Genomic DNA, 20,395 nt, shown 5'->3' on the forward strand with positions numbered 1-20,395 from the left:
AGCATATAGTTAATAAGAGTGTAAATTATTATATACTATATGGACTTAAATGTTTAAATAAAAAGGATAGGGATTAACAAGAGGATTAGGAAAAAACTTGAAGAATTTTATAATCATATGAAGGATGGATGTGTTGGTAGCATATCAGAAATTTATGACGGGGATTTTCCACACTATCCTAGGGGAGTATTTTCCACAGGTTTGGTCTGCAGCAGAGGTTTTAATAACCTATATGAGCTTCTTGATAACTAATATTGTTAAATAAGTAAGTCAAAAAGGGACTTACTAAAAATAAATAAAAATAAAAGGGGGATAAATATGATAAGAAAAACAGATTATGGGTATTGTGCAGAGGGAAAGAAGGCTTATTTACATATTCAATTTTTTTCAGATAGTATAGTAAGGTTTGCTTATACTAAAAATAATATACTTCCAGAATCTACTCCTGCTGTAATAGGACAATCTAAAAATATTGAAGCTTTAGTAGATGGAAACTACATAAAAACTCAAAATTTAAAAATAAAAATTGATTCAGAAGATTTGAAAGTATCTGTATTTGATTCTGAAGATAACTTATTAAGTAGAGATTTAAGTGTTGATATTGATAATATAAAGGTTGAAAAGGAATTATTATGGGAGAAAGGATTTTATGGTTTAGGAGAAAAATATGGTTGGATCAATAAAAAGGGAACACAAACAGAAAACTATAATTCAGATGTTTTAGGTGCCCATCCACTACATAATCCAACTATAAAAGAATACCATACTTCAATTCCATTTTATATTGGACTAGATAAAGATAAGGCCTATGGAATCTATTTTGATAATAGCTATAGAACATATTTTGATTTTGGAAAAGAGAAGGATAAGGTTGTACAATTTAGTGCAGATGGAGGACATATAGATTATTATTTTATATACGATAAAAAGGTTTCAGAAATAGTAAAAGGATATAGTGAAATTACAGGAACAATGCCATTACCAAGAAAAGAATTCTTAGGTTTTCAACAGTGTAGATGGAGCTATATGAACAGGGAAGAATTAATGGAAATAGCAAAAAGAATGAGAAAAGAGAATATACCATGTGATGTATTGTATTTAGATATAGATTATATGGAAAACTATAAAGTATTTACAGTTGATTCAGAAAAATTTAATGAGTTTAAGGAAATGGTAAAAGAGTTAAAAGAAATGGGTTTTAAGATTGTGGTTATTATTGACCCAGGAGTTAAAAAGGAAAAGGGATATTATGTATATGAAGAAGGACTTAAAAATGATTACTATATAAAGGATTCAGATGGATTAGTTTATGTAGGTGAAGTATGGCCTGGTGCAGCAGTTTTTCCAGATTTTCTAAGAAGTGAAGTTAGAAAATGGTGGGGAGAACTTCACAAGGGTCTACTTGAAGATGGTGTTGAAGGTATTTGGAATGACATGAATGAACCTTCTGATTTCAGTACAGAATCAAAGGTAGTACCAGAAGATATAGTACATGTTGATGATGAGGGAAGGGAAAGAAAACATGCAGAAATACACAACATGTATGGAATGTTAGAAGCTATTGCTACTTATGAAGGGTTAAGGGAATTACAACCAAACAAGAGACCTTTTGTACTTACTAGGGGTACCTTTGCAGGTACACAAAGGTATGCAGCCCACTGGACTGGAGATAACACAAGTCTATGGGAGCATATGGAATCAAGCATGCCAATGTTTATGAATCTTGGATTAAGTGGATATACCTTTATTGGTTCAGATGTTGGGGGATTTGCAGAAGATTCAAATGGTGAGCTGTTAGCACGCTGGACTCAGTTAGGTGCATTTACTCCACTGTTTAGAAACCATAGCATGAAGGGGACAATTAACCAAGAGCCATGGTGCTTTGGGGAAGAGGTTTTAGATAATACCAGAAAATATATAAAATTAAGATATAAGTTTATAACTTACCTTTATAACTTAATGAGGGAAAGTTCTAAAGAAGGACATCCTGTAATGAGACCTCTATTCTACCATTATCAAGGGGATGAAAGAACATATAATATTAATGACCAGTTCCTATTTGGTGAAAATATAATGATATGTCCTATAGTAAGACCAGGAATGGATGCAAGGATGGTTTACCTTCCAGAGGGAGATTGGTATGATTATTGGACTGGAGAAAAGATAGAAGGTGGAAGATATATTATAAAAGAGGCGGCAATTGATACACTTCCTATATTTATAAAAGCAGGTGCAATAATACCGCAGGATGAAGTAGTAGAATATATTGGACAAAAGGAAAATACAAAATTAGACCTACATTATTATGTTGGAGATAATGGAGAATATACACTTTATTTTGATGACGGAAGAACCTTTGATTATGAGAAAGGAATATACTCAGAAATCAAACTAAATGTAGAAGAAAATGATGGAAAGATTACTGTAAAATCAGAGGTTTTAAAGGATGAATATAAAATTCCAGAATTAGTACTTCATATACATGGTATCGAAGAATTCAAATCAATTGATGTAGATAATGGAAATACTCCTGTTGAAAAAGGAGATGTTATATCAATAGATATATGTAAACCAGAATTTAAAGTAGTTATAGAAAAGTAGCAAGAAGGTATCCGCATTTGTGGATGCCTTTTTTATTAAAACCCAATTGGAAAATACTGGTGAAAAACCGGGACGGTTCTCTTTTTCAGTTTTGGAAATAATTGGTGAAAAACAGAACCGTCCCTGTTTGCATAAGTTGAGAAAAATGTCGAAAAGTTATAAAGTTGTATTACAGTTAAATAGTGATTTGAGTTGCTAAAAATTATGTTATTTTAAAATATCATCTAATGTGATAAACTTTACATAAAATAGAGTTAATGAATTAGGTGATTTTTATGGTAAAGACAAAGATTTTTAAAGATAAATACTTTTGGATAATTACTATTTTAGTTACTTGTATAACTTTTCTTCATTATTCAACTATTATGTCAAAGTGGGAATTACATGTTTTTTACAGAAGGCTTTATTATATTCCCATAATCCTTTCTGCATTTAAGTATAGATTAAAGGGGGGACTAGTAACTTCCATATTAGTAGGTATATTATATGCTCCACATCTAATTTTTTATGGTAATAATTTAAATATAGGGTCAATAAATCAATATCTTGAGATTATACTTTTTATATCAATTGGCGCAATAACTGGAAGGTTAGTAGAGCTAGACTATAAAAAGCAAAAACTTCTTGAAAGAAAGGTGGTTGAAATTACTAGGTTACAGAACTATACAAGAAATATTGTTGACAGTATAAAGAGTGGAGTGATATCACTAGACAATAACCTATATATAACATCTATTAATAGAGAAGGTAAAAGGATACTGGATTTAGATGAAAACCACAAAATAAAAATATCTAATATTTTAAAAGATGGAAAAATTATTGATATTTTAGAACAAGTGAAACTGCAAAAGAAACCTATTACTAATATTCACCTTAATCCTGAAATAAATGGAACTACTTTATATCTTGAACTAAAAGTTTTCCCATTGTTTGATATAATAGGAAGGGTTAAGGGGTTGGTAATGGTTATAGAGGATAAATCAGAAGAAAAGTATCTTGAGGCTCAAGCCCTTAGGGCAGATAGGCTTGCTGCAGTGGGAGAACTGGCTTCAGGGGTAGCCCATGAAATAAGGAATCCATTAGGTATAATAAAGACGACAAGTCAAGTTCTTAAAGAAGAAACCGATGATAATGATTTAAAAGAAGGTTTAGACATTATAGAAAAGGAAATAGATAGGGCAAATAGGGTAATTAAAAGCTTATTAGATTTTGCCAAACCTAAAAAAAGTGTAAAAGAAGACACATCCTTAAATGAAATTATTGAAGAAGTAGTCCTTATAATTAACAAGTATTCTAAAAAACAAGATGTTTCGATAAAAACGAATTTAGAAAGAGATATTATATTGTATATAGATAAAGAGAAAATGAAACAAGTATTTATAAATATTATTTTAAACTCAATACAGGCAATGCCTAGGGGAGGATTAATCACTATAAGTTCAGAAATTTTAGATGGTTGGGTAAATATAAAGTTTGTTGATACAGGAAAGGGAATACCTAAAGAACATCTCCAAAAGATATTCAACCCATTTTTTACTACTAAGAAAGAAGGAACTGGTTTAGGTTTATCAATAAGCAATAGAATAATTGAAGATCATAAAGGGTATATAACAGTTGATAGCACTAAAGGAAAGGGGACAATTGTAGATATATATTTACCTATTAAAAAGAGGTGAACTAAATGGCAGGAAAGATTTTAATAGCAGATGATGAAAAAAATATGTTGTGGGCATTAAAGAAGGCTTTAAGAAAAGTAGGTTATGACATTATTACGGCTGAAAATGGATTAGAGGCTGTTAATATTTTTTTAGAAGAAGGCCCAGATCTTGTTTTATTAGATTTAAAGATGCCCAAAATGAATGGAATAGAAGTATTAAGAAAAATAAAGAAAGAAAATCCTGATACTCCAGTAATAATGATTACAGCCCATGGTACAGCAGAAAGTGCAGTAGAAGCTATGAAGATAGGGGCCTTAGACTATATTTCAAAGCCCTTTGATATTGAAGAATTAAAGGTAGTAATAAGAAAAGCCCTTAAATATAAGAACTTAAACGACGAGGTAAAGTATTTAAAAGATAAGCTTAAAGAAAAAACAGGATATATAAAATATAAAAGTAGTAAAATGGAAGAGGTCTTAGATATAGTTTCAAGGGTTGCTCTAACAAATTCTACTGTTTTAATATTAGGTGAAAGTGGGACAGGAAAGGAGCTTATAGCTGATGCAATCCATGATAATAGTAATAGAAAGGATGGGCCTTTAATAAAGATAAATTGTGCTGCTCTTCCGGAAAACCTATTAGAAAGTGAATTGTTTGGATATGAAAAAGGAGCATTTACAGGAGCAACTAAGAGTAAACCTGGAAAGTTTGAAATGGCCCATAATGGCACAATATTTTTAGATGAAATAGGGGAAATAAGCCCTTCTATGCAAGTAAAATTGTTAAGGGTTATTCAGGAAAAGGAATTTGAAAGAATAGGTAGTACCGATACTATAAAAGTAGATATTAGAATAATAGCAGCAACAAATAGAGATTTAAAGAAAATGGTGGAAGAAGGGAAATTTAGAGAGGATTTATACTATAGATTAAATGTTATTCCTATATATATACCTCCACTAAGGGAAAGGAAAGAAGATATCCCCATTTTAGTTAATCATTTTATTGAAAAGTACTGTAAGCAAATGGGGAAGACTAAGATGAGTATTAGCCCTAGGGCTTTAGATAAATTAAAGAATTATGAATGGAAGGGAAATGTAAGGGAACTACAGAATGTCATTGAAAGGTGCGTTATATTATCTACAGAAGATGAAATCAAAGAGGATATGTTCCCTGAGGAAATAAGAAAAACATCAGCTACTTCATTAGAAAATTTTATATTACCAGATGAGGGAATTTCACTAGAAGAAGTTGAAAAAAGTTTAATTTTACAGGCATTAAAGAAAACAAACTATAATCAAACTAAAGCAGCTAAAATGCTAGGAATAACTAGACATACCTTACTTTATAGAATGGACAAATATGGAATAAAAAAGACTAATTAAAAATTACAATGCAGTGATTAAAGGTGTTCCTTTTGGAACACCTTTTTTGTATGAAAAGAAACATTAAATGAATTAACTGTGTGATATCCTACAATGTGAATTTATAAATGGAAATAATAGGTGAAAAACCGGGACGGTTCTCTTTTTCAGTTTTGGAAATAACTGGTGAAAAATAGAACCGTCCCGGTTTGCATACAGTTTTGGAAATAACTGGTGAAAAATAGAACCGTCCCGGTTTGCATAAGTTGGGAAAAATGTCGAATAAGTTGGCAGATGTGTTGAATCTATCACATGTGGACATATGTTTGTAATAACTCATCTAGAGAAATTGTTAAGCATTTTAGTAAGTTGGCATGTTATTTGCAATTATAAATTTATAGAAAATGAATCTAGGAGGGTTTTATATGAAAAAGTGGTTTCAAAAACTATTAAAAAAGATAGAAAAAGCTAATAAAAAGAATTTTGGTTCAGGTAGAATGGATTGCTGTGACTTAAATAAACATCATACTAATAACAGTAAAAAATAGAAGTCCAGTTTTATATCTGGACTTTTACACTAAATACATTTAGACCTTCTATTAAGGAAGTGTATATTATGATGTTTTTTTATATTTAATTCTGATTATTATAATTTTTTTTCTGTGTAAAAGGGATAAAAAAATTTCTTATAAAGAAAAGTGTTCCAATTGTTATACATTAGTTAGTCAAGATGAACTATATTGTCCCTTTTGTAATGAGCAACTGAAGAAAAAATGTCAAAGGTGTAATAAATTAATAGAAATAGATTGGAGATACTGTCCATTTTGTGGGGAATTTAAAGAAATTGTTAATTATAAATATGAAGGTAATAAAAACTTTGTTAAAAGATTTTAGTTAATACAAAAATAAGGGAGATGAAAGAATGAGAAAAAAAGTAAGTATAATTGTTTTAGTATGTACTATAACATTACTATTTTCAGGTTTAGTTATAGCTAAAAGTTTGGATAATAATGAAGAGGTATTGCCTGTAGGAATTAACAAAAGGTTAGAAAAAATTGAAGATGAAAAAATAAAAGAAATGGTAGAAGAATGTGTAAATTTGGGTAACCAAAATGGAGAAGAAGGAGTTAAAAATATGTATGATATGCATAATTCAATGAAGGACCCTGGAGCTATAAACAAAATGATAACTTTCATGCAAAAATTTGGATATGACAATATGATAGAAGTACATGAAAAAATGCATCCAAAATATCATGATAATTTAGATGGGTGTCACTAGAAGGAAAACCCCTGTGTTAGCAACAGGGGTTTTAAAAGTTTAATTAAACCGAGTGGTTAATTAACTATTTGTTACATTAACTAAATTTTAAACAATATTAGAAAGGAGAAAATTAAGTAAAAGTACTGTCTAATATAGGTGGAATTTCAGTTTATTTATTTGGGGTTTTTATATCTCTAGCAATGATTGCAGGCTATATTGTATTAATAAAAGAAGTAGATTTTTCAAAAATAAAATAACCTATATAAAAAAAGAATGTCGATTTAGGCATTCTTTTTTTATTTTTAAGTCCATAAGTCGTAATATTATGAAAAAGCATTATATAAATATAGTATCAAATAACTAGATTAATTTTCTAAAGGAGTGATATATTGGAGCAATATATTCACATTATAAAAAATATTATTGATGTTAACTCTCCCTTTAATTTTGTCTTAGCTTTTGGAATAGGTTTTATATCTTCAATTAATCCACATATGCTTTCAATGGTACCAATGTTCATAGGATATATTGTACAAGAAAATATACAAGATAGAAGAAAATTATTACTGAAGACAGCTGGATTTTCTATTTTTTTTGCTATAATACTTACTATTTTAGGTTTAATAATGTATGTAGTCGGACATTCTTTACATATTTTAATGAAGTTATCATATATAGTAGCTTCAATCATTTATATTATTTTAGGTTTTAAATTATTAGGAATTAGATTGTTTAAAAATAGAAAATTAATAGAAATATATTTTATAGGTGGATATAAAAAGAGAAAAATTTTTTCCCCGGTATATATTTTGTTTACTTTAGTATTTACTCCATGTAGCTTACCATTTATTATTTCTATTTTGACAATAACCTTGTTTAAAAATAGTATTATATATAGCCTTCTAACTATTTTTTTATTTGGTATTGGACATAGCTTAATATTTATCATTGCAGGTGTTTCTTCAACTTTATTTACAAAAATTCAGAACAAAAGTATTATTGGTTTTTATCTAAAAAAAGTTTTCGGTGCTATTCTTTTAGTTTTAGCATTAGTAATGTTAACTTTAGGTTCTAATCATTAATAAGAGTAGGGGATTTATGCCCTGTGTGTACCATATATATTTAAGTAGTAATCATTTACAATATATGAATTGGTCTAATATTTAAAATGAATCAAAAAACTCCTAAAAATAAAGTATATTATTAGCTTTTTTTGTATAATTAAATCTTATATAGCATAACAAATATAAATGTCTAAAATTATTGGAAAGATATAATAAAAAATATAAAATATAACCAGTAAGATAGTAATTATAAATTTTGTAACCTTTAACTTCTATTATAGTTCCATTGGAGGGGAATTATTTGAAAAATTTTATTAAAAATGTAGTTGTAGTGGCAGTTGTAGCTTTTATACTTCAGCTTATCTGGGAATATGTACAGTGTGATATATTCTATACGATGGATGAATCAACTAACCATACAAGGTTAATGTTTAGTGCTACATTTGGAGACATGATGATGAGTGTAGTTTTATATGGATTATTGGCTTTTGTAAATAAAGATGTTAATTGGATTTTGAAAAAGTGGAATAGACATGACTATATAATTACTACATTATATGCTTTGTTTTTAAGTTTCTATTTTGAAATAAGTGCACTATATAATAATAGGTGGGGATATAATGAGGAAACAATGCCACTATTCCCCAACACAAATATTGCATTAGTACCTGTTATTCAGCTTATAGTACTCTTTCCTATAATTTTTATAATTAGTAGAAAAATACTAAGGCGGTTAAACAAGTAAAAACATATAATTTTTAAGAGAAAATGGACAGGAGGATTAAAATACCTCTCTGTCCATTTTTTATTTTATTTATATATTGATTTATTTATAGATTTATCAATACTATAGTTTAGAGATTTTAGAAAATGTAAAGGCAAGCTTAATATCAAAAAAAATGAATAATTAAATAGAATCTAAGTTTAAGTATACATTATCATACTTATTATTAAAATAAATCCAAATATTAAGTGTAATTTATTTGTTATTGGGACAAGTCCCTTTTTTGCCTCTTTTATCTTTCTATAGCTTTTTACTGCAAGTGGTATTGTTATAAAGGTTGTAAGTGAAATTATTGGAAGCATTGATAATATTACATATATAGCAACTAGTAAGTATGACAAAATTATAAGGCTAAGATAGAGTTTTTTTCCATTGATAAAACCAATTCTTACTGTAAGGGTTTTTATATTAAGCCTTTTATCTCTTTCATAATCCCTTAACTCATTACTTAGCATTAATACAGGTATTAAAAGACTTACTGGCATTCCTAAAAGTATTGGTCTTAAAGAAAAACTATCTGAAAAAACAACATAACTACCATATACCATCAAAGGTCCCATTAAAATAAAAGATAATACAGTTCCTAGGCCCCTTCTTTTATAAACAATAGGCTCACCTGTGTAGGAATAGCCTCCTATAATTCCCATAATACCTATTAATAATAATTTTCTACTTGATATATAAACTAGATAAATCCCTATAAGTGCAGTTAATCCAAAGCATGCTATTCCTAATAAAAATATAAATATGTCAAATCTTGTTCGCATTTTGCCTAAAAATTTATATTTTACATTACTTTGTTCTCTATACTTGTATTCACATTCAAAGAAGTCATTAATTAAGTTTGTGGCAGTTTGAACTAGAATTCCAGCAATAGTAACTAAAAAAATCTTCCATAAATCCATTGTAACTGAACCAGTTTTAAACAAATATCCATCCATATGTGCTATAATAATTCCTAAGGTTGTTGAATAAATAGCTAAGGTTAAAGATAGAGGTCGGGTTGCTATAAAAACATCTTTAATATTTTTTTTATTTATTAAATTTTTAACTTGTGATTTTGTAATTATGGCCATGTTTACCCTCCGAAATTAAATTTTATGTCGGTTTATAGATAAATTTTTTCATAAATAGATATTCATGTCAAGAAGCACTATAGAATATTTACAGTAATTAGTACAACATTCTATAGATTGACAAAAAATACTAAAACCATATAAAATATTGTTAGTCTTATTTTGGAAAATTTTTAACAAAACTAAAAGGGGATGATCTATATGAAGAAAGCATTAAAAAGACTTTCTATTTTATTCTTACTAGTATCATTATTGGCAGGATGTGCTACAAATCAAGCATCAGAAAAGGAATTAAATTTAAAGATTGGATTAATGCCTGCCGTTGATTCTGCACCAATATTTTTAGCCCAAGAGAAGGGTTATTTTGAGGAAGAAGGATTAAATGTTGATATACAAGTTTTTAATAATGCGGTTAATAGGCAAACAGCCCTTCAAGCTGGGGAATTAGATGGTGCTATGACAGACCTTATATCTTTTATTAATAATATTAATAATGGTTTTGATGTTAAGGTTGTATCTAGTACAGATGGAAGCTTTCCTATTTTAGCAAATGAAGGATATGAAAAGAAAGATGTTAAAAAGGTAGGACTTATGGAAATAAGTGTTTCTAATTATTTAACTGATGAGTTTATAGGAGATAAGTATGAAATAGAAAAGATTTTTATTCCAAAGATTCCTGCAAGGCTAGAAATGGTTAAAAAGGGTAAACTTGATATGGCTGTAATTCCAGAACCTTTAGCATCAATGGGAGAATTAGATGGATTAAAGAAACTAGTTTTTGAAAGTAAAGACGGTTACACACCAGATGCTATGATTTTTACAGGAAAGGCTATTTCTGAAAAACAAGAGGCAATTAAAAGGTTTTATAAAGCATATAACAAGGCTGTAGAAGATATTGCAAAGGATGATTCAGTGGCAAGGGAAGTATTAATAAATAAACTAAATTTAAAGCCAGTAATTAAAGATAAGATTGTTTTACCTGACTATAAAAAGGCAAGGGTTCCAAGTAAGGAGTATATGGAAAAGGTAATTAATTGGGTTGAAAAGGTTCAAGAAATTGAGGTAAAAGTAAGCTATGAAGATATGATTGAGAGGAAGCTGGTTGAATAATGATAGAAATTGAGGATTTAAATATTAGATACGGCAATTTTATTGCTATAGATAATTTAAATCTAAATGTTGAAAAGTATTCAAGTTGTGCAATAATAGGACCTTCAGGATGTGGTAAAACTACACTTTTATATGCAGTTGCTGGGATACTAAAGCCATCTAGTGGATTAATAAAGATAAATGGTGAAAAGATTAAGGGTAATAGGAAATCAACAGGTATTATTCTTCAAAATTATGGGTTACTTCCTTGGAAAACTGTATGGGACAATGTTGCTTTAGGATTAAAAATAAGGAAAGCTAATAGAGAAACAATTAATAAAAAGGTTACTAATATATTAAAAAAATTAGACTTAGAAGATTTAAAGGATAAATATCCAGTCCAATTAAGTGGTGGACAAAGGCAGAGGGTAGCTATTGCTAGGACTCTAACAATTGAACCTGACTTATTACTTATGGATGAGCCCTTTTCTTCTTTAGATGCAATATCAAGGGAAAGCCTTCAGGACTTATTATTAAGGTTATATAAGGAAAATAAAATGACAATGGTAATAGTTACCCATAATATTGAAGAGGCAGTATTTTTAGGACATAAAATAGTTATTATGGCTAAAAGGGAAGGAAAGATTAAAAAGGTAATAGAAAATCCCTATTTTGGAGATGAAGAGTTTAGAAATAGAGTTGATTTTTATAAGATATGTAGAGAAGTTAGGAACCTTATGGAAAAGGATGAAACATAATGAAAGGGATAAAGACTAAAAATTATAGTACATTGTATGGGATGATGGTAATATTAGCGGTATGGTATACTTTGGATTTAATTATAGATTCGTCAATTATCCCAAGTCCCTATGAAACCTTTAAAAGATTTGTAGAGCTAATAAAAAATGGAGAATTACTAATTCATGTAGGGGTTAGTATTTATAGAATTGCTTTTGCAACTATTATTTCTTTAGTTTTAGGTGTGTCATTAGGTTTATTTCTAGGAATGCACGAAAAGTATGATGAATTAGTTTCACCTATTATATATCTTTTATATCCAATTCCTAAAGTTGCTTTTTTACCTGTGTTTATGATTCTATTTGGTATAGGGAATACTTCAAAAATAGTTCTTATTATTGGAATAATCTTTTTTCAAATACTTGTTACAACTAGGGATGCCATCAAAGGGTTAAGTAAAGAACTTTTTTATTCTGTTAAATCCTTAGGTGCAAATAAGATACAGATGTATAGACATTTGATTTTCCCAGCAGTTTTACCTAAGGTCCTTACAGCATTGAGATTAAGTGTAGGAACTAGTATTGCTGTACTTTTCTTTGCTGAAAACTTTGCTACACACTATGGGATAGGGTATTTTATTTTAGACAGATGGACTAGAGTAAGCTATACTGAAATGTTTGCAGGCATCTTAGCAGTAAGCTTACTTGGACTAATATTATTTAAGTTGATAGATTTTATGGAAAAAAGGCTTTGTAAATGGATTGTGTTAGAAAAGGTGAAGGACGGATCTGTTTCTGATAAATGGTAAAAACTGGTGAAAAACAGAACCGTCCCCATTTGCATAAGTTGAAAATAATGTCGAATGCTAGTCGATATACATTTTTTCATAATATTCTTCTAGCATTCTCTTTATGCTAAACATATCCTTTGTACTTAAAATACTGTTTTTCATCATTTCTACCCATTTTTCTCTATTCTCATAATATGTTGGAATAACTTCATTTAATAATACATTATAAAGGGCCTTTAAATCATGAGAATCCTGTTTTTCTACATTTTTGGTTTGGAAACCATCACCAAACTGCCAACCATTTACTCCATGTTCACAGGCTTCAGGCCACCAACCATCTAATATACTTAGGTTTAATACACCATTCATTGCAGCCTTCATACCTGAAGTACCACTTGCTTCCTTTGGTCTTCTAGGATTATTAAGCCATACATCACAACCTCTAGTAAGCATTTTACCTATATTCATATCGTAGTTTTCTAAGAATACTACTGACTTAGGGTACTTTTTAGACATTTTTACTATGTTTTGGACTATTGTTTTCCCTACATCATCTAGTGGATGGGCCTTACCAGAGAATATAATTTGAATTTTTCTTTCTTCTAATAGAGGAGTAATTATTTCCTTATTTTTAAATATAAAATCCCCTCTTTTATATGGAGCAGCCCTCCTTGCAAAGCCTATTAATAACTTATTAGGCTCTAATCTAACACCAGTTTTTTCTCTTACAAATTCAATTAGTTCATTCTTATTTCTACAGTGTGTTTCCCATATATTCTCGCCCTTTTCTGCAGCCTCAATCATCTTTTCATCTACCCAAGTTGGTAGATGCACACCATTTGTTATACCAATAATATCTGATCTTTCATCTACATGTTTCCACATCTTATTTGCTGTATCACAATGAAGTTTAGAAACAGCATTTGATACTCTAGAAAGTCTAAGACCTGCAACTGTCATATTAAATGGAGAACCACCTATTTTAATCATTTGTTCTAAAGTTAGACCATTATTTGCACCCATATACATAAGTCTATCCAAATAGTGGGATTCATTACCTTCAACAACCGGGGTATGGGTAGTAAAGACTATTTCTTTCTTAGTTTTTTCAAATGCCTCTTCAAAAGACATTCCATTATACATTTTTTCTCTTATAAGTTCAAAGCCAGCAAATACAGCATGGCCTTCATTAAAGTGATATACGTCAATATCTATTCCCAATGCCCTTAATGCTCTTATACCTCCAATTCCTAGAACCATTTCTTGAGCAACCCTATCTTCACCAAAGCCACCATAAAGATTACTTGTAATACCTGTATCTTCATTTTCAGGTATGTCTGTATCAAGTAGATATAATTGGTTATTTCCAAACTTATCAACTTTCCAAACTTTACACATTACATCCCTTTGGCGAATTTTTACTGGTACTTTAATACCTGTGTCTTCTAAAAAATCATAATCATAATTCCGATAGGTATCATATGGCTTTCCATCATTTCCGATTAATTGGTCTGTATAGCCTTGTCTCCATTTAATTCCAATACCAACTATAGGATAGTCATAGTCTTTAGCTCCTTTAAGGTAGTCACCAGCTAAAATTCCAAGACCACCAGCATAGATTTTAAAGGAAGATTCTAGGCCATACTCCATGCAGAAGTATGCCACCTTAGGAAGTTTTTTTAACTTTTTCACATATATCCCCCCATTTAATTAATCTACTTATTAAGTTTTACTATTACTTTGCCGTCTTTAGGAAGTAAATAGTTTTCATCATAAACTCTTATATTAAAGTTTTGTCCTTTTTCTTGTTTTATAATAACTTCTTTTTTAGTAACCGTAATTTTTAACAGGTGACCCCTAAATAGGATTTTAAAGGAATATTTATTCCAGTTATCTGGTATAAAAGGCTTAAAGCTTAGTGTATTATTTTTTACTTTCATTCCACCGAAACCTTCAACTATTGCCATCCATGTACCAGCCATACTTGTTATGTGAAGACCATCATCAGTATCCTTGTTTATATTATCTAGGTCTAGTCTTGCAGTTCTTAGGTATAATTCATATGCTTTATCTTTATAACCAATTTCAGAGGCTATAACTGAATGAACACAAGGTGATAGGGAAGATTCATGAACAGTCCTTGGTTCATAGAAATCAAAGTTTCTCTTTTTAGTCTCTATATCGAATCTATCACTTAAAAAGTATAGTCCTTGGATAACATCTGCCTGTTTTATGAAACATGAACGAAGAATCCTATCCCAAGACCAGTTTTGATTAAGGGGAAGTTCATCCTTCGGAATATCTTCTACAACCTTTAATTCTTTATCCATATATCCATCCTGTTGTTCAAAAACATCTAATGATTCAACATATGGATAATACATTTTATTTATAATATCTTTCCATTTATTAAGTTCTTCTTCTGTTAAATTAAGCTTATTAACCAATTTATTGTATTTTTCTGGATATTCTGTCTCTAGCAATTCTTTTACTTTTAAAGTATATTCTAAATTCCATGAAGCCATTGTGTTAGTATACCAATTATTATTAACATTATTTTCATATTCATTTGGTCCAGTTACACCAAGGATCATGTATTTATCTTTACGGGGATTATATGTTACTCTATCAGCCCAATATCTACTAGTTTCTACTAATACTTCAAAACCATAATCTGCTAGATAATTCTTATCACCTGTATATCTTACGTAGTTAAAAATAGCATAGGAAATAGCAGCATTTCTGTGTATTTCTTCAAAGGTTATTTCCCATTCATTATGACATTCTTCACCAGTCATGGTTACCATAGGGTATAGGGCACCCTTCATACCAAGTTTTTTAGCATTTTCCTTTGCTTTTTCTAGATGTTTGTATCTGTAAAGTAAAAGGTTTTTTGCAACTTGTTCTCCACGTGTACTTAAATAGAAATTAAAACAAAAAGCTTCTGTATCCCAATAGGTACTACCACCATATTTTTCACCGGTAAATCCCTTTGGTCCAATATTGAGCCTTGGGTCATCACCTAAGTAAGTTTGGTTTAATTGGAATATATTAAATCTTATGCCTTGCTGGGCTTTAGTATCACCTTCAATTACTATATCGCTCTCTTCCCATAGTTTATCCCATGCTTTAGAATGTTCATGGAATAATTTTTCAAACCCTTTATTGTAGGCATTTTCTACTTTCTCTAATGCCTTATCCTTAATTTTATCAGTTGGATAATCCCTATTAGTTGTTACAGAAATATATTTATAAAGGGTAGTTGTTTTATCTTTTTTAGCTATAAGGGTTATTTTATTACCTACATATTTTTTCTTTTCAATAGTTTCAACATCAACTTCAGTTTTATCATCTTGTATTACAGAATATTTCATTGCAGTTGAGACATAAAAATTAAGCTTTTTAGTTTTAACAGTTAAATATCCTTTATATTTTTCTACCCATTTATCTATTTCTACCCAAAATTTTTCATTATAATTAGAATCTTCATTAGATACATAACCATCTAGATAGGGAATAAAGGTAACTTTTGCATCATGTCCTATAGGGGTAACACTATAGGATATAGCTGCAATCTCCTTATCTGCAATACTTAAAAATCTCTTTACTTCAATTTTCGTTTCACGATTTTTAGAGTCAATAATAGTAAAGGTACGTAAAAGGTATCCATGCTTCATATTAAGGATACGTTTAAAATCTTTAACCTTTGTTTTAGCAAGGTCTACCTTCTCACCATTTATATAAAGATCGATTCCAATAAAATTTGTTGCATTTATGACCTTTGCATAGTATTCTGGATAGCCTACCTTCCACCATCCAACCTTTGTTTTATCTGGATAATAAACTCCTGCAATATATGTTCCTTGAAGGGAGTTACCTGAATAGCTTTCTTCAAAATTTCCCCTAATTCCCATATGACCATTACCTAAACTCATAACACTTTCATAAATACGATTATCTTCTGGATGAAGGCCTTCTTCGATAATGTTCCATTCATCAACTTTAAAATACTGTTTCATAGTAACACCTACCTTATAAATATTTGATATTATTTAATACAACATGAATGCAAACGGTTGCACAACTAATAAAATAAAAATAATTATATACAAAAAATATTAACTCTTTTCTTATATTATAACAGAAAAGTTTGAAAATTTTGATAACAACTAGAAATTTAATGAAAAATTTGATTTTTTCTTCCAGAAGTATTACAATAAAAAGTGAGTAATCACTCAATTATCCCTGGAGGTGAAATTATGGGACCGAGCAAGAAAGCACAAAAAACAAAGGAGCGTATTTTAAAGGCAGCCATTGAAATTTTTTCTGAGAAAGGATATTCGGCTGCAAGAACAAGTGAAATTGCTAAAAAAGCTGGTGTAGCTGAGGGGACAATCTTTAGGTATTTCCCGAAGAAAAAGGATTTACTCCATGAAATAGTTTTAGAAGCTATAGATACTTTCGGTGAGATAATAGCTTTATCATCACTTAAAAAGGTGGTAGAAGAAAATAAAGAAAAATCACTTGAAGAGTTTCTAAAGGCTATAGTATTAGACAGGGTTAAAATTTTTAATAATTATTTTAATCTTGCTAAAGTAGTTTTTTATGAAATGCAGTTTCATGAAGATGTAAGAAAAATGTTTGTTGATAAAATAGCAAAAAAGGCTGTAAATCTAGGTAAGGAGATATTTGGTGAAAGACAAGAAATGGGTGATTTAAAGGATATTGACCTACTTATTGCTGCAAGGTCATTTATGGGAATGGTTTTTATTATGCTTATTCAAAAACAGTTTTTACCTGAAGTAAGTACAACGAATGATTTTGAAAAAGAAATTGAAACAGTAATAGATATATTTTTAAATGGGGTAAAGAAAAGGGATTGATTTATCACTTTGGAGGTGTTTTTATGAATAAGAAAGGAATACTTTTAATTATTGTGACTATATTAATTTTAAGTGGATGTACTAATACAGAAAATAAAAAGCTTGTTTATACAGGTTTTGTTGAAGCTGAAGAAATAAATATTCCCTCTGAAATTGGTGGAGTTATTAAAAGGGTTTTAGTGAAAGAAGGTCAGAATATAGAAAAGGGAACTACTATAGCAGAAATTGATACAACAAGTCTAGAAATACAGTTAAAACAGCTTAAGGCTCAATTAAAGTCTGCTAAAGCACAGCTTGAAGAACTAAAAGAGGGAACAAGAAGTGAAGAAATAGATTTAGCGAGGACAAACCTAGAAAATGCAAAAGTAGTTTTAGATGGAGCTAAAAAGAATTATGAGTATAGATTAGAGAGGCTAGAAAAAATTGAAAAGATGTATAAAGAAAATGGTGCATCAGAACAACAGGTAAAGGATGCTAAGGCCCTAGTAGATGAAGCCTATACAAAAATGAAGAGTGCAGAGAAAAATTATTATTCTGCTAAATCAAGACTAGATTTACTACTAAAGGGACCAAGGGGTCAAAAAATAAAGGCAGCTGAAGGAAAGGTTGAAGGTATTATAGCTCAAATAGAGCTTTTAGAGTATCAAATATCTAAGGGAAAAATAAAGTCTCCTATAAATGGGACTGTGGAAAATATAAATTTTAATAAGGGTGAACTCATACCTAAGGGAGGCAACATAGCAAGTGTTATAGATTTAGATAACCTATGGGTAAAGGTTTATATACCTGAAAAATATCTTCATAGGGTATCACTTGGAGATGAGTTAAATCTTTATTCTAATCATTTAAAAGATGAAGAAATTAAGGGAAAAATTATATATATTTCTAATGAAGCTGAGTTTACTCCTAAAAATGTTGAATCTAAAGAAAATAAAGAGGAAATGGTATTTGAAGTAAAGGTAGAAATAAATGACAAAAAAAGAGTCTTAAAGCCTGGAATGTTAGTGGATGTAAGACTGGATGGTGGTAAGTAATGAAAACTGAATATTCAATCATAACCGAGAATTTAACAAAAAAGTTTGATGATTTTACTGCTGTTGATGGAATAAACCTAAAAATAAGAAAAGGTCAAATTTATGGATTATTGGGACCTAATGGTGCTGGAAAATCTACTACCATAAGAATGATTTGTGGAGTTTTAACTCCAACAAAGGGTAAAGGAGAAGTACTAGGACTAGACCTTTATAGCCAAGCTGAGGATATAAGGCAAAATATAGGATATATGTCCCAACGTTTTAGTCTATATGAAGATTTAACTGTTTTAGAAAATTTATCATTTTATGCTAGTATATATTCATTAACTAGAGGAGAAAAGAAAGAGAGAATAGCAGAACTAATAAAAATGGCAGGTTTAGAGGGAAAAGAAAAGAGGTTAGCAGGGCAATTATCAGGGGGATGGAAGCAAAGACTAGCCTTAGGTTGTGCCCTAATTCATAAACCTAAATTACTTATACTTGATGAACCAACTGCTGGAGTAGACCCAGTATCAAGAAGAATTTTTTGGGAACTAATATATCAACTGGCAAATCAAGGTATTACAATACTTGTTACAACCCATTATATGGATGAAGCTGAAAGCTGTGATGAGGTATCATTTATATTTAAAGGTAAGATTTTAGCAAAGGGAACACCAGAGGAACTTATAGAAAGTAAAAATGCAAATAATTTAGAAGATGTCTTTATAAGTTATGTTGAGGAACAAACAGGGCAGAAGGTTAAAACATCATTTAATGACATGCGATTTATCTGTAACAGGAAAGAAGGTAGAAAAAAATGAGTTTTGGAAGACTAATAACAATAGTCAAAAAAGAGTTTATCCATATTAAAAGGGATAAATCAAGCCTTGGTATAGCAATTATGATGCCCTTAGTTTTTATATTAATATTTGGTTACGCTGTAAATACTGATGTAGAACATATTAAGATGGCTATTCTAGATCAGGATAAAACTTTAGAAAGTAGGGAGCTTATTCAAAAATTTGCAAGCTCTAATTATTTCCAACCTAAAATTTATGTAGATAATATATCAGAAATTGAAAGACTTCTAGATAAGGGAAATGTAAAAACAGGACTTATAATTCCACCTAATTTTTCAAAGGATTTTAAAAGAGGGAAATCCCCTATGGTTCAATTAATCGTAGATGGAACTGATCCTACAATTGCTAGAACTGCACTGCAAAGTGGTGTTTTAACTGGTAAAATGTACTCTATTAAAAAACATGAAAGCATTGCAAATAAGAAGGGAAATATACTACAAGGTATTCAAGAAATAGATGTAAGAACTAGGGTATGGTATAACCCTAACTTAGAGAGTAATAAATTTACTATTCCTGGTCTTATAGGACTTATTATGCAAAATGTAACTGTAATGCTTACGGCATTTGCATTAGTTAGGGAAAAGGAAAGGGGTACAATAGAACAGTTAATAGTAACTCCTATTAGATCAGTGGAGCTTATAATAGGAAAAATGATACCATATATAGTTATAGGTTCAGTAGACTTTCTCATAGCATTATTTTTAGGAACATATTGGTTTAATGTTCCCATAAGGGGAAATATATTACTTTTAATATTATTAGGTTTTGGTTTTGTTATCTGTGCCCTTGCAATAGGTATGCTTATATCTACTGTTGCTAGTAACCAACTTCAGGCAATGCAGATGACAATAATGATTATTCTTCCAAGTGTCTTACTTTCTGGATTTATCTTTCCAAGGGAGTCAATGCCCTTAATAATTCAAAAGGCAGGATACCTAATACCATTAACATATTTTCTTGAAATATTAAGGGGTATTATCCTAAAGGGAATAGGTATAGATTATTTATTGAAAGAGATAATAATTCTTATAATTATGGGAACATTATTGCTTACTATAGCCTCAATAAGGTTTAAGAAAAAATTAGATTAGATAATATAAAATTGAAATTAAAAGAGGCACATTTTGATGTGCCTTTATTTAGTTTCATAAAAAAGAAAACTTTTTGAAATGATTGAACATTATTCCATAATAAGATATAATATTCGTGTG

Annotated in this window: 18 protein-coding genes; 15 read left to right on the forward strand and 3 right to left on the reverse strand. The window is 29.7% G+C overall.

Annotation, left to right across the window (positions count from 1 at the left end; genetic code table 11):
- Nucleotides 1-318 precede the first annotated feature (318 nt).
- The 8 genes from BET03_RS09235 (at nt 319) to BET03_RS09265 (ending at nt 8,693) form a co-directional block, all read left to right on the forward strand.
- Nucleotides 319-2,601: a glycoside hydrolase family 31 protein gene (locus BET03_RS09235; protein WP_120169621.1), complete on the forward strand. Its 2,283-nt coding sequence runs from the start codon at nt 319-321 to the stop codon at nt 2,599-2,601.
- A 275-nt stretch (nt 2,602-2,876) separates the two neighbouring features.
- On the forward strand, nt 2,877-4,277 hold the full coding sequence (locus BET03_RS09240) for an ATP-binding protein (protein ID WP_120169623.1): 1,401 nt from the start codon (nt 2,877-2,879) through the stop codon (nt 4,275-4,277).
- Between the two features lie 5 nt (nt 4,278-4,282).
- The gene (locus tag BET03_RS09245) at nt 4,283-5,641 is read left to right on the forward strand and encodes a sigma-54-dependent transcriptional regulator (RefSeq protein WP_120169625.1); all 1,359 of its coding nucleotides are present in this window, start codon (nt 4,283-4,285) and stop codon (nt 5,639-5,641) included.
- Nucleotides 5,642-6,045: 404 nt separating this feature from the next.
- Nucleotides 6,046-6,168, forward strand: coding sequence for an LDCC motif putative metal-binding protein (locus BET03_RS13965; protein ID WP_279230375.1), 123 nt, complete (start codon nt 6,046-6,048; stop codon nt 6,166-6,168).
- A 133-nt stretch (nt 6,169-6,301) separates the two neighbouring features.
- On the forward strand, nt 6,302-6,514 hold the full coding sequence (locus tag BET03_RS14070) for a double zinc ribbon domain-containing protein (RefSeq protein WP_423246979.1): 213 nt from the start codon (nt 6,302-6,304) through the stop codon (nt 6,512-6,514).
- A gap of 28 nt (nt 6,515-6,542) precedes the next feature.
- Entirely contained in the window at nt 6,543-6,902 is a 360-nt protein-coding gene (locus tag BET03_RS09255; protein WP_120169627.1) for a hypothetical protein, read from the forward strand.
- 371 nt (nt 6,903-7,273) lie between these two features.
- Nucleotides 7,274-7,966 (forward strand): cytochrome c biogenesis CcdA family protein, encoded by a 693-nt coding sequence (locus BET03_RS09260; protein ID WP_120169629.1) that lies wholly within the window; start codon nt 7,274-7,276, stop codon nt 7,964-7,966.
- 283 nt (nt 7,967-8,249) lie between these two features.
- Nucleotides 8,250-8,693 (forward strand): hypothetical protein, encoded by a 444-nt coding sequence (locus tag BET03_RS09265; RefSeq protein WP_120169631.1) that lies wholly within the window; start codon nt 8,250-8,252, stop codon nt 8,691-8,693.
- Nucleotides 8,694-8,872: 179 nt separating this feature from the next.
- Here the strand turns inward: BET03_RS09265 and BET03_RS09270 are convergent, their stop codons facing one another.
- Nucleotides 8,873-9,808: a prenyltransferase gene (locus tag BET03_RS09270; RefSeq protein WP_120169633.1), complete on the reverse strand. Its 936-nt coding sequence runs from the start codon at nt 9,806-9,808 to the stop codon at nt 8,873-8,875.
- A gap of 201 nt (nt 9,809-10,009) precedes the next feature.
- Between BET03_RS09270 and BET03_RS09275 the strand changes: the two genes are divergently transcribed.
- From BET03_RS09275 to BET03_RS09285, 3 genes are read left to right on the forward strand one after another with little or no spacing between them, the layout of a single operon-like run.
- Complete coding sequence (locus BET03_RS09275; protein WP_120169635.1) at nt 10,010-10,918, forward strand: ABC transporter substrate-binding protein; 909 nt, start codon at nt 10,010-10,012, stop codon at nt 10,916-10,918.
- Complete coding sequence (locus BET03_RS09280) at nt 10,918-11,655, forward strand: ABC transporter ATP-binding protein (protein WP_120169637.1); 738 nt, start codon at nt 10,918-10,920, stop codon at nt 11,653-11,655. The genes BET03_RS09275 and BET03_RS09280 overlap by 1 nt, the downstream gene beginning before the upstream one ends.
- Entirely contained in the window at nt 11,655-12,443 is a 789-nt protein-coding gene (locus BET03_RS09285) for an ABC transporter permease (protein ID WP_120169639.1), read from the forward strand. Before BET03_RS09280 ends, BET03_RS09285 begins: the two co-directional genes overlap by 1 nt.
- Nucleotides 12,444-12,500: 57 nt before the next feature.
- On the opposite strand, the gene glgP is transcribed toward BET03_RS09285, so the two are convergent.
- Both glgP and BET03_RS09295 read right to left on the reverse strand, forming a co-directional pair.
- Nucleotides 12,501-14,117 carry an alpha-glucan family phosphorylase gene (glgP, locus tag BET03_RS09290; protein WP_279230376.1) on the reverse strand — a complete coding sequence of 539 codons (1,617 nt, stop codon included), beginning with the start codon at nt 14,115-14,117 and terminating at the stop codon, nt 12,501-12,503.
- A gap of 23 nt (nt 14,118-14,140) precedes the next feature.
- Nucleotides 14,141-16,444: a glycoside hydrolase family 65 protein gene (locus BET03_RS09295; RefSeq protein WP_120169641.1), complete on the reverse strand. Its 2,304-nt coding sequence runs from the start codon at nt 16,442-16,444 to the stop codon at nt 14,141-14,143.
- A gap of 240 nt (nt 16,445-16,684) precedes the next feature.
- Between BET03_RS09295 and BET03_RS09300 the strand changes: the two genes are divergently transcribed.
- Genes BET03_RS09300 through BET03_RS09315 form a run of 4 tightly spaced genes read left to right on the forward strand, consistent with a single transcriptional unit; the run spans nt 16,685 to nt 20,275 of the window.
- A complete protein-coding gene (locus BET03_RS09300) occupies nt 16,685-17,308 on the forward strand; it encodes a TetR/AcrR family transcriptional regulator (RefSeq protein WP_120169643.1) in 624 nt (207 codons plus the stop codon).
- 23 nt (nt 17,309-17,331) lie between these two features.
- Nucleotides 17,332-18,342 carry an HlyD family secretion protein gene (locus tag BET03_RS09305; RefSeq protein ID WP_120169645.1) on the forward strand — a complete coding sequence of 337 codons (1,011 nt, stop codon included), beginning with the start codon at nt 17,332-17,334 and terminating at the stop codon, nt 18,340-18,342.
- Nucleotides 18,342-19,145, forward strand: coding sequence for an ABC transporter ATP-binding protein (locus tag BET03_RS09310; RefSeq protein WP_120169647.1), 804 nt, complete (start codon nt 18,342-18,344; stop codon nt 19,143-19,145). Before BET03_RS09305 ends, BET03_RS09310 begins: the two co-directional genes overlap by 1 nt.
- Nucleotides 19,142-20,275 carry an ABC transporter permease gene (locus BET03_RS09315; RefSeq protein ID WP_120169649.1) on the forward strand — a complete coding sequence of 378 codons (1,134 nt, stop codon included), beginning with the start codon at nt 19,142-19,144 and terminating at the stop codon, nt 20,273-20,275. Before BET03_RS09310 ends, BET03_RS09315 begins: the two co-directional genes overlap by 4 nt.
- Nucleotides 20,276-20,395: the final 120 nt, after the last annotated feature.

The organism is Thermohalobacter berrensis, from assembly GCF_003609645.1.
Lineage (GTDB): Bacteria > Bacillota > Clostridia > Tissierellales > Thermohalobacteraceae > Thermohalobacter > Thermohalobacter berrensis.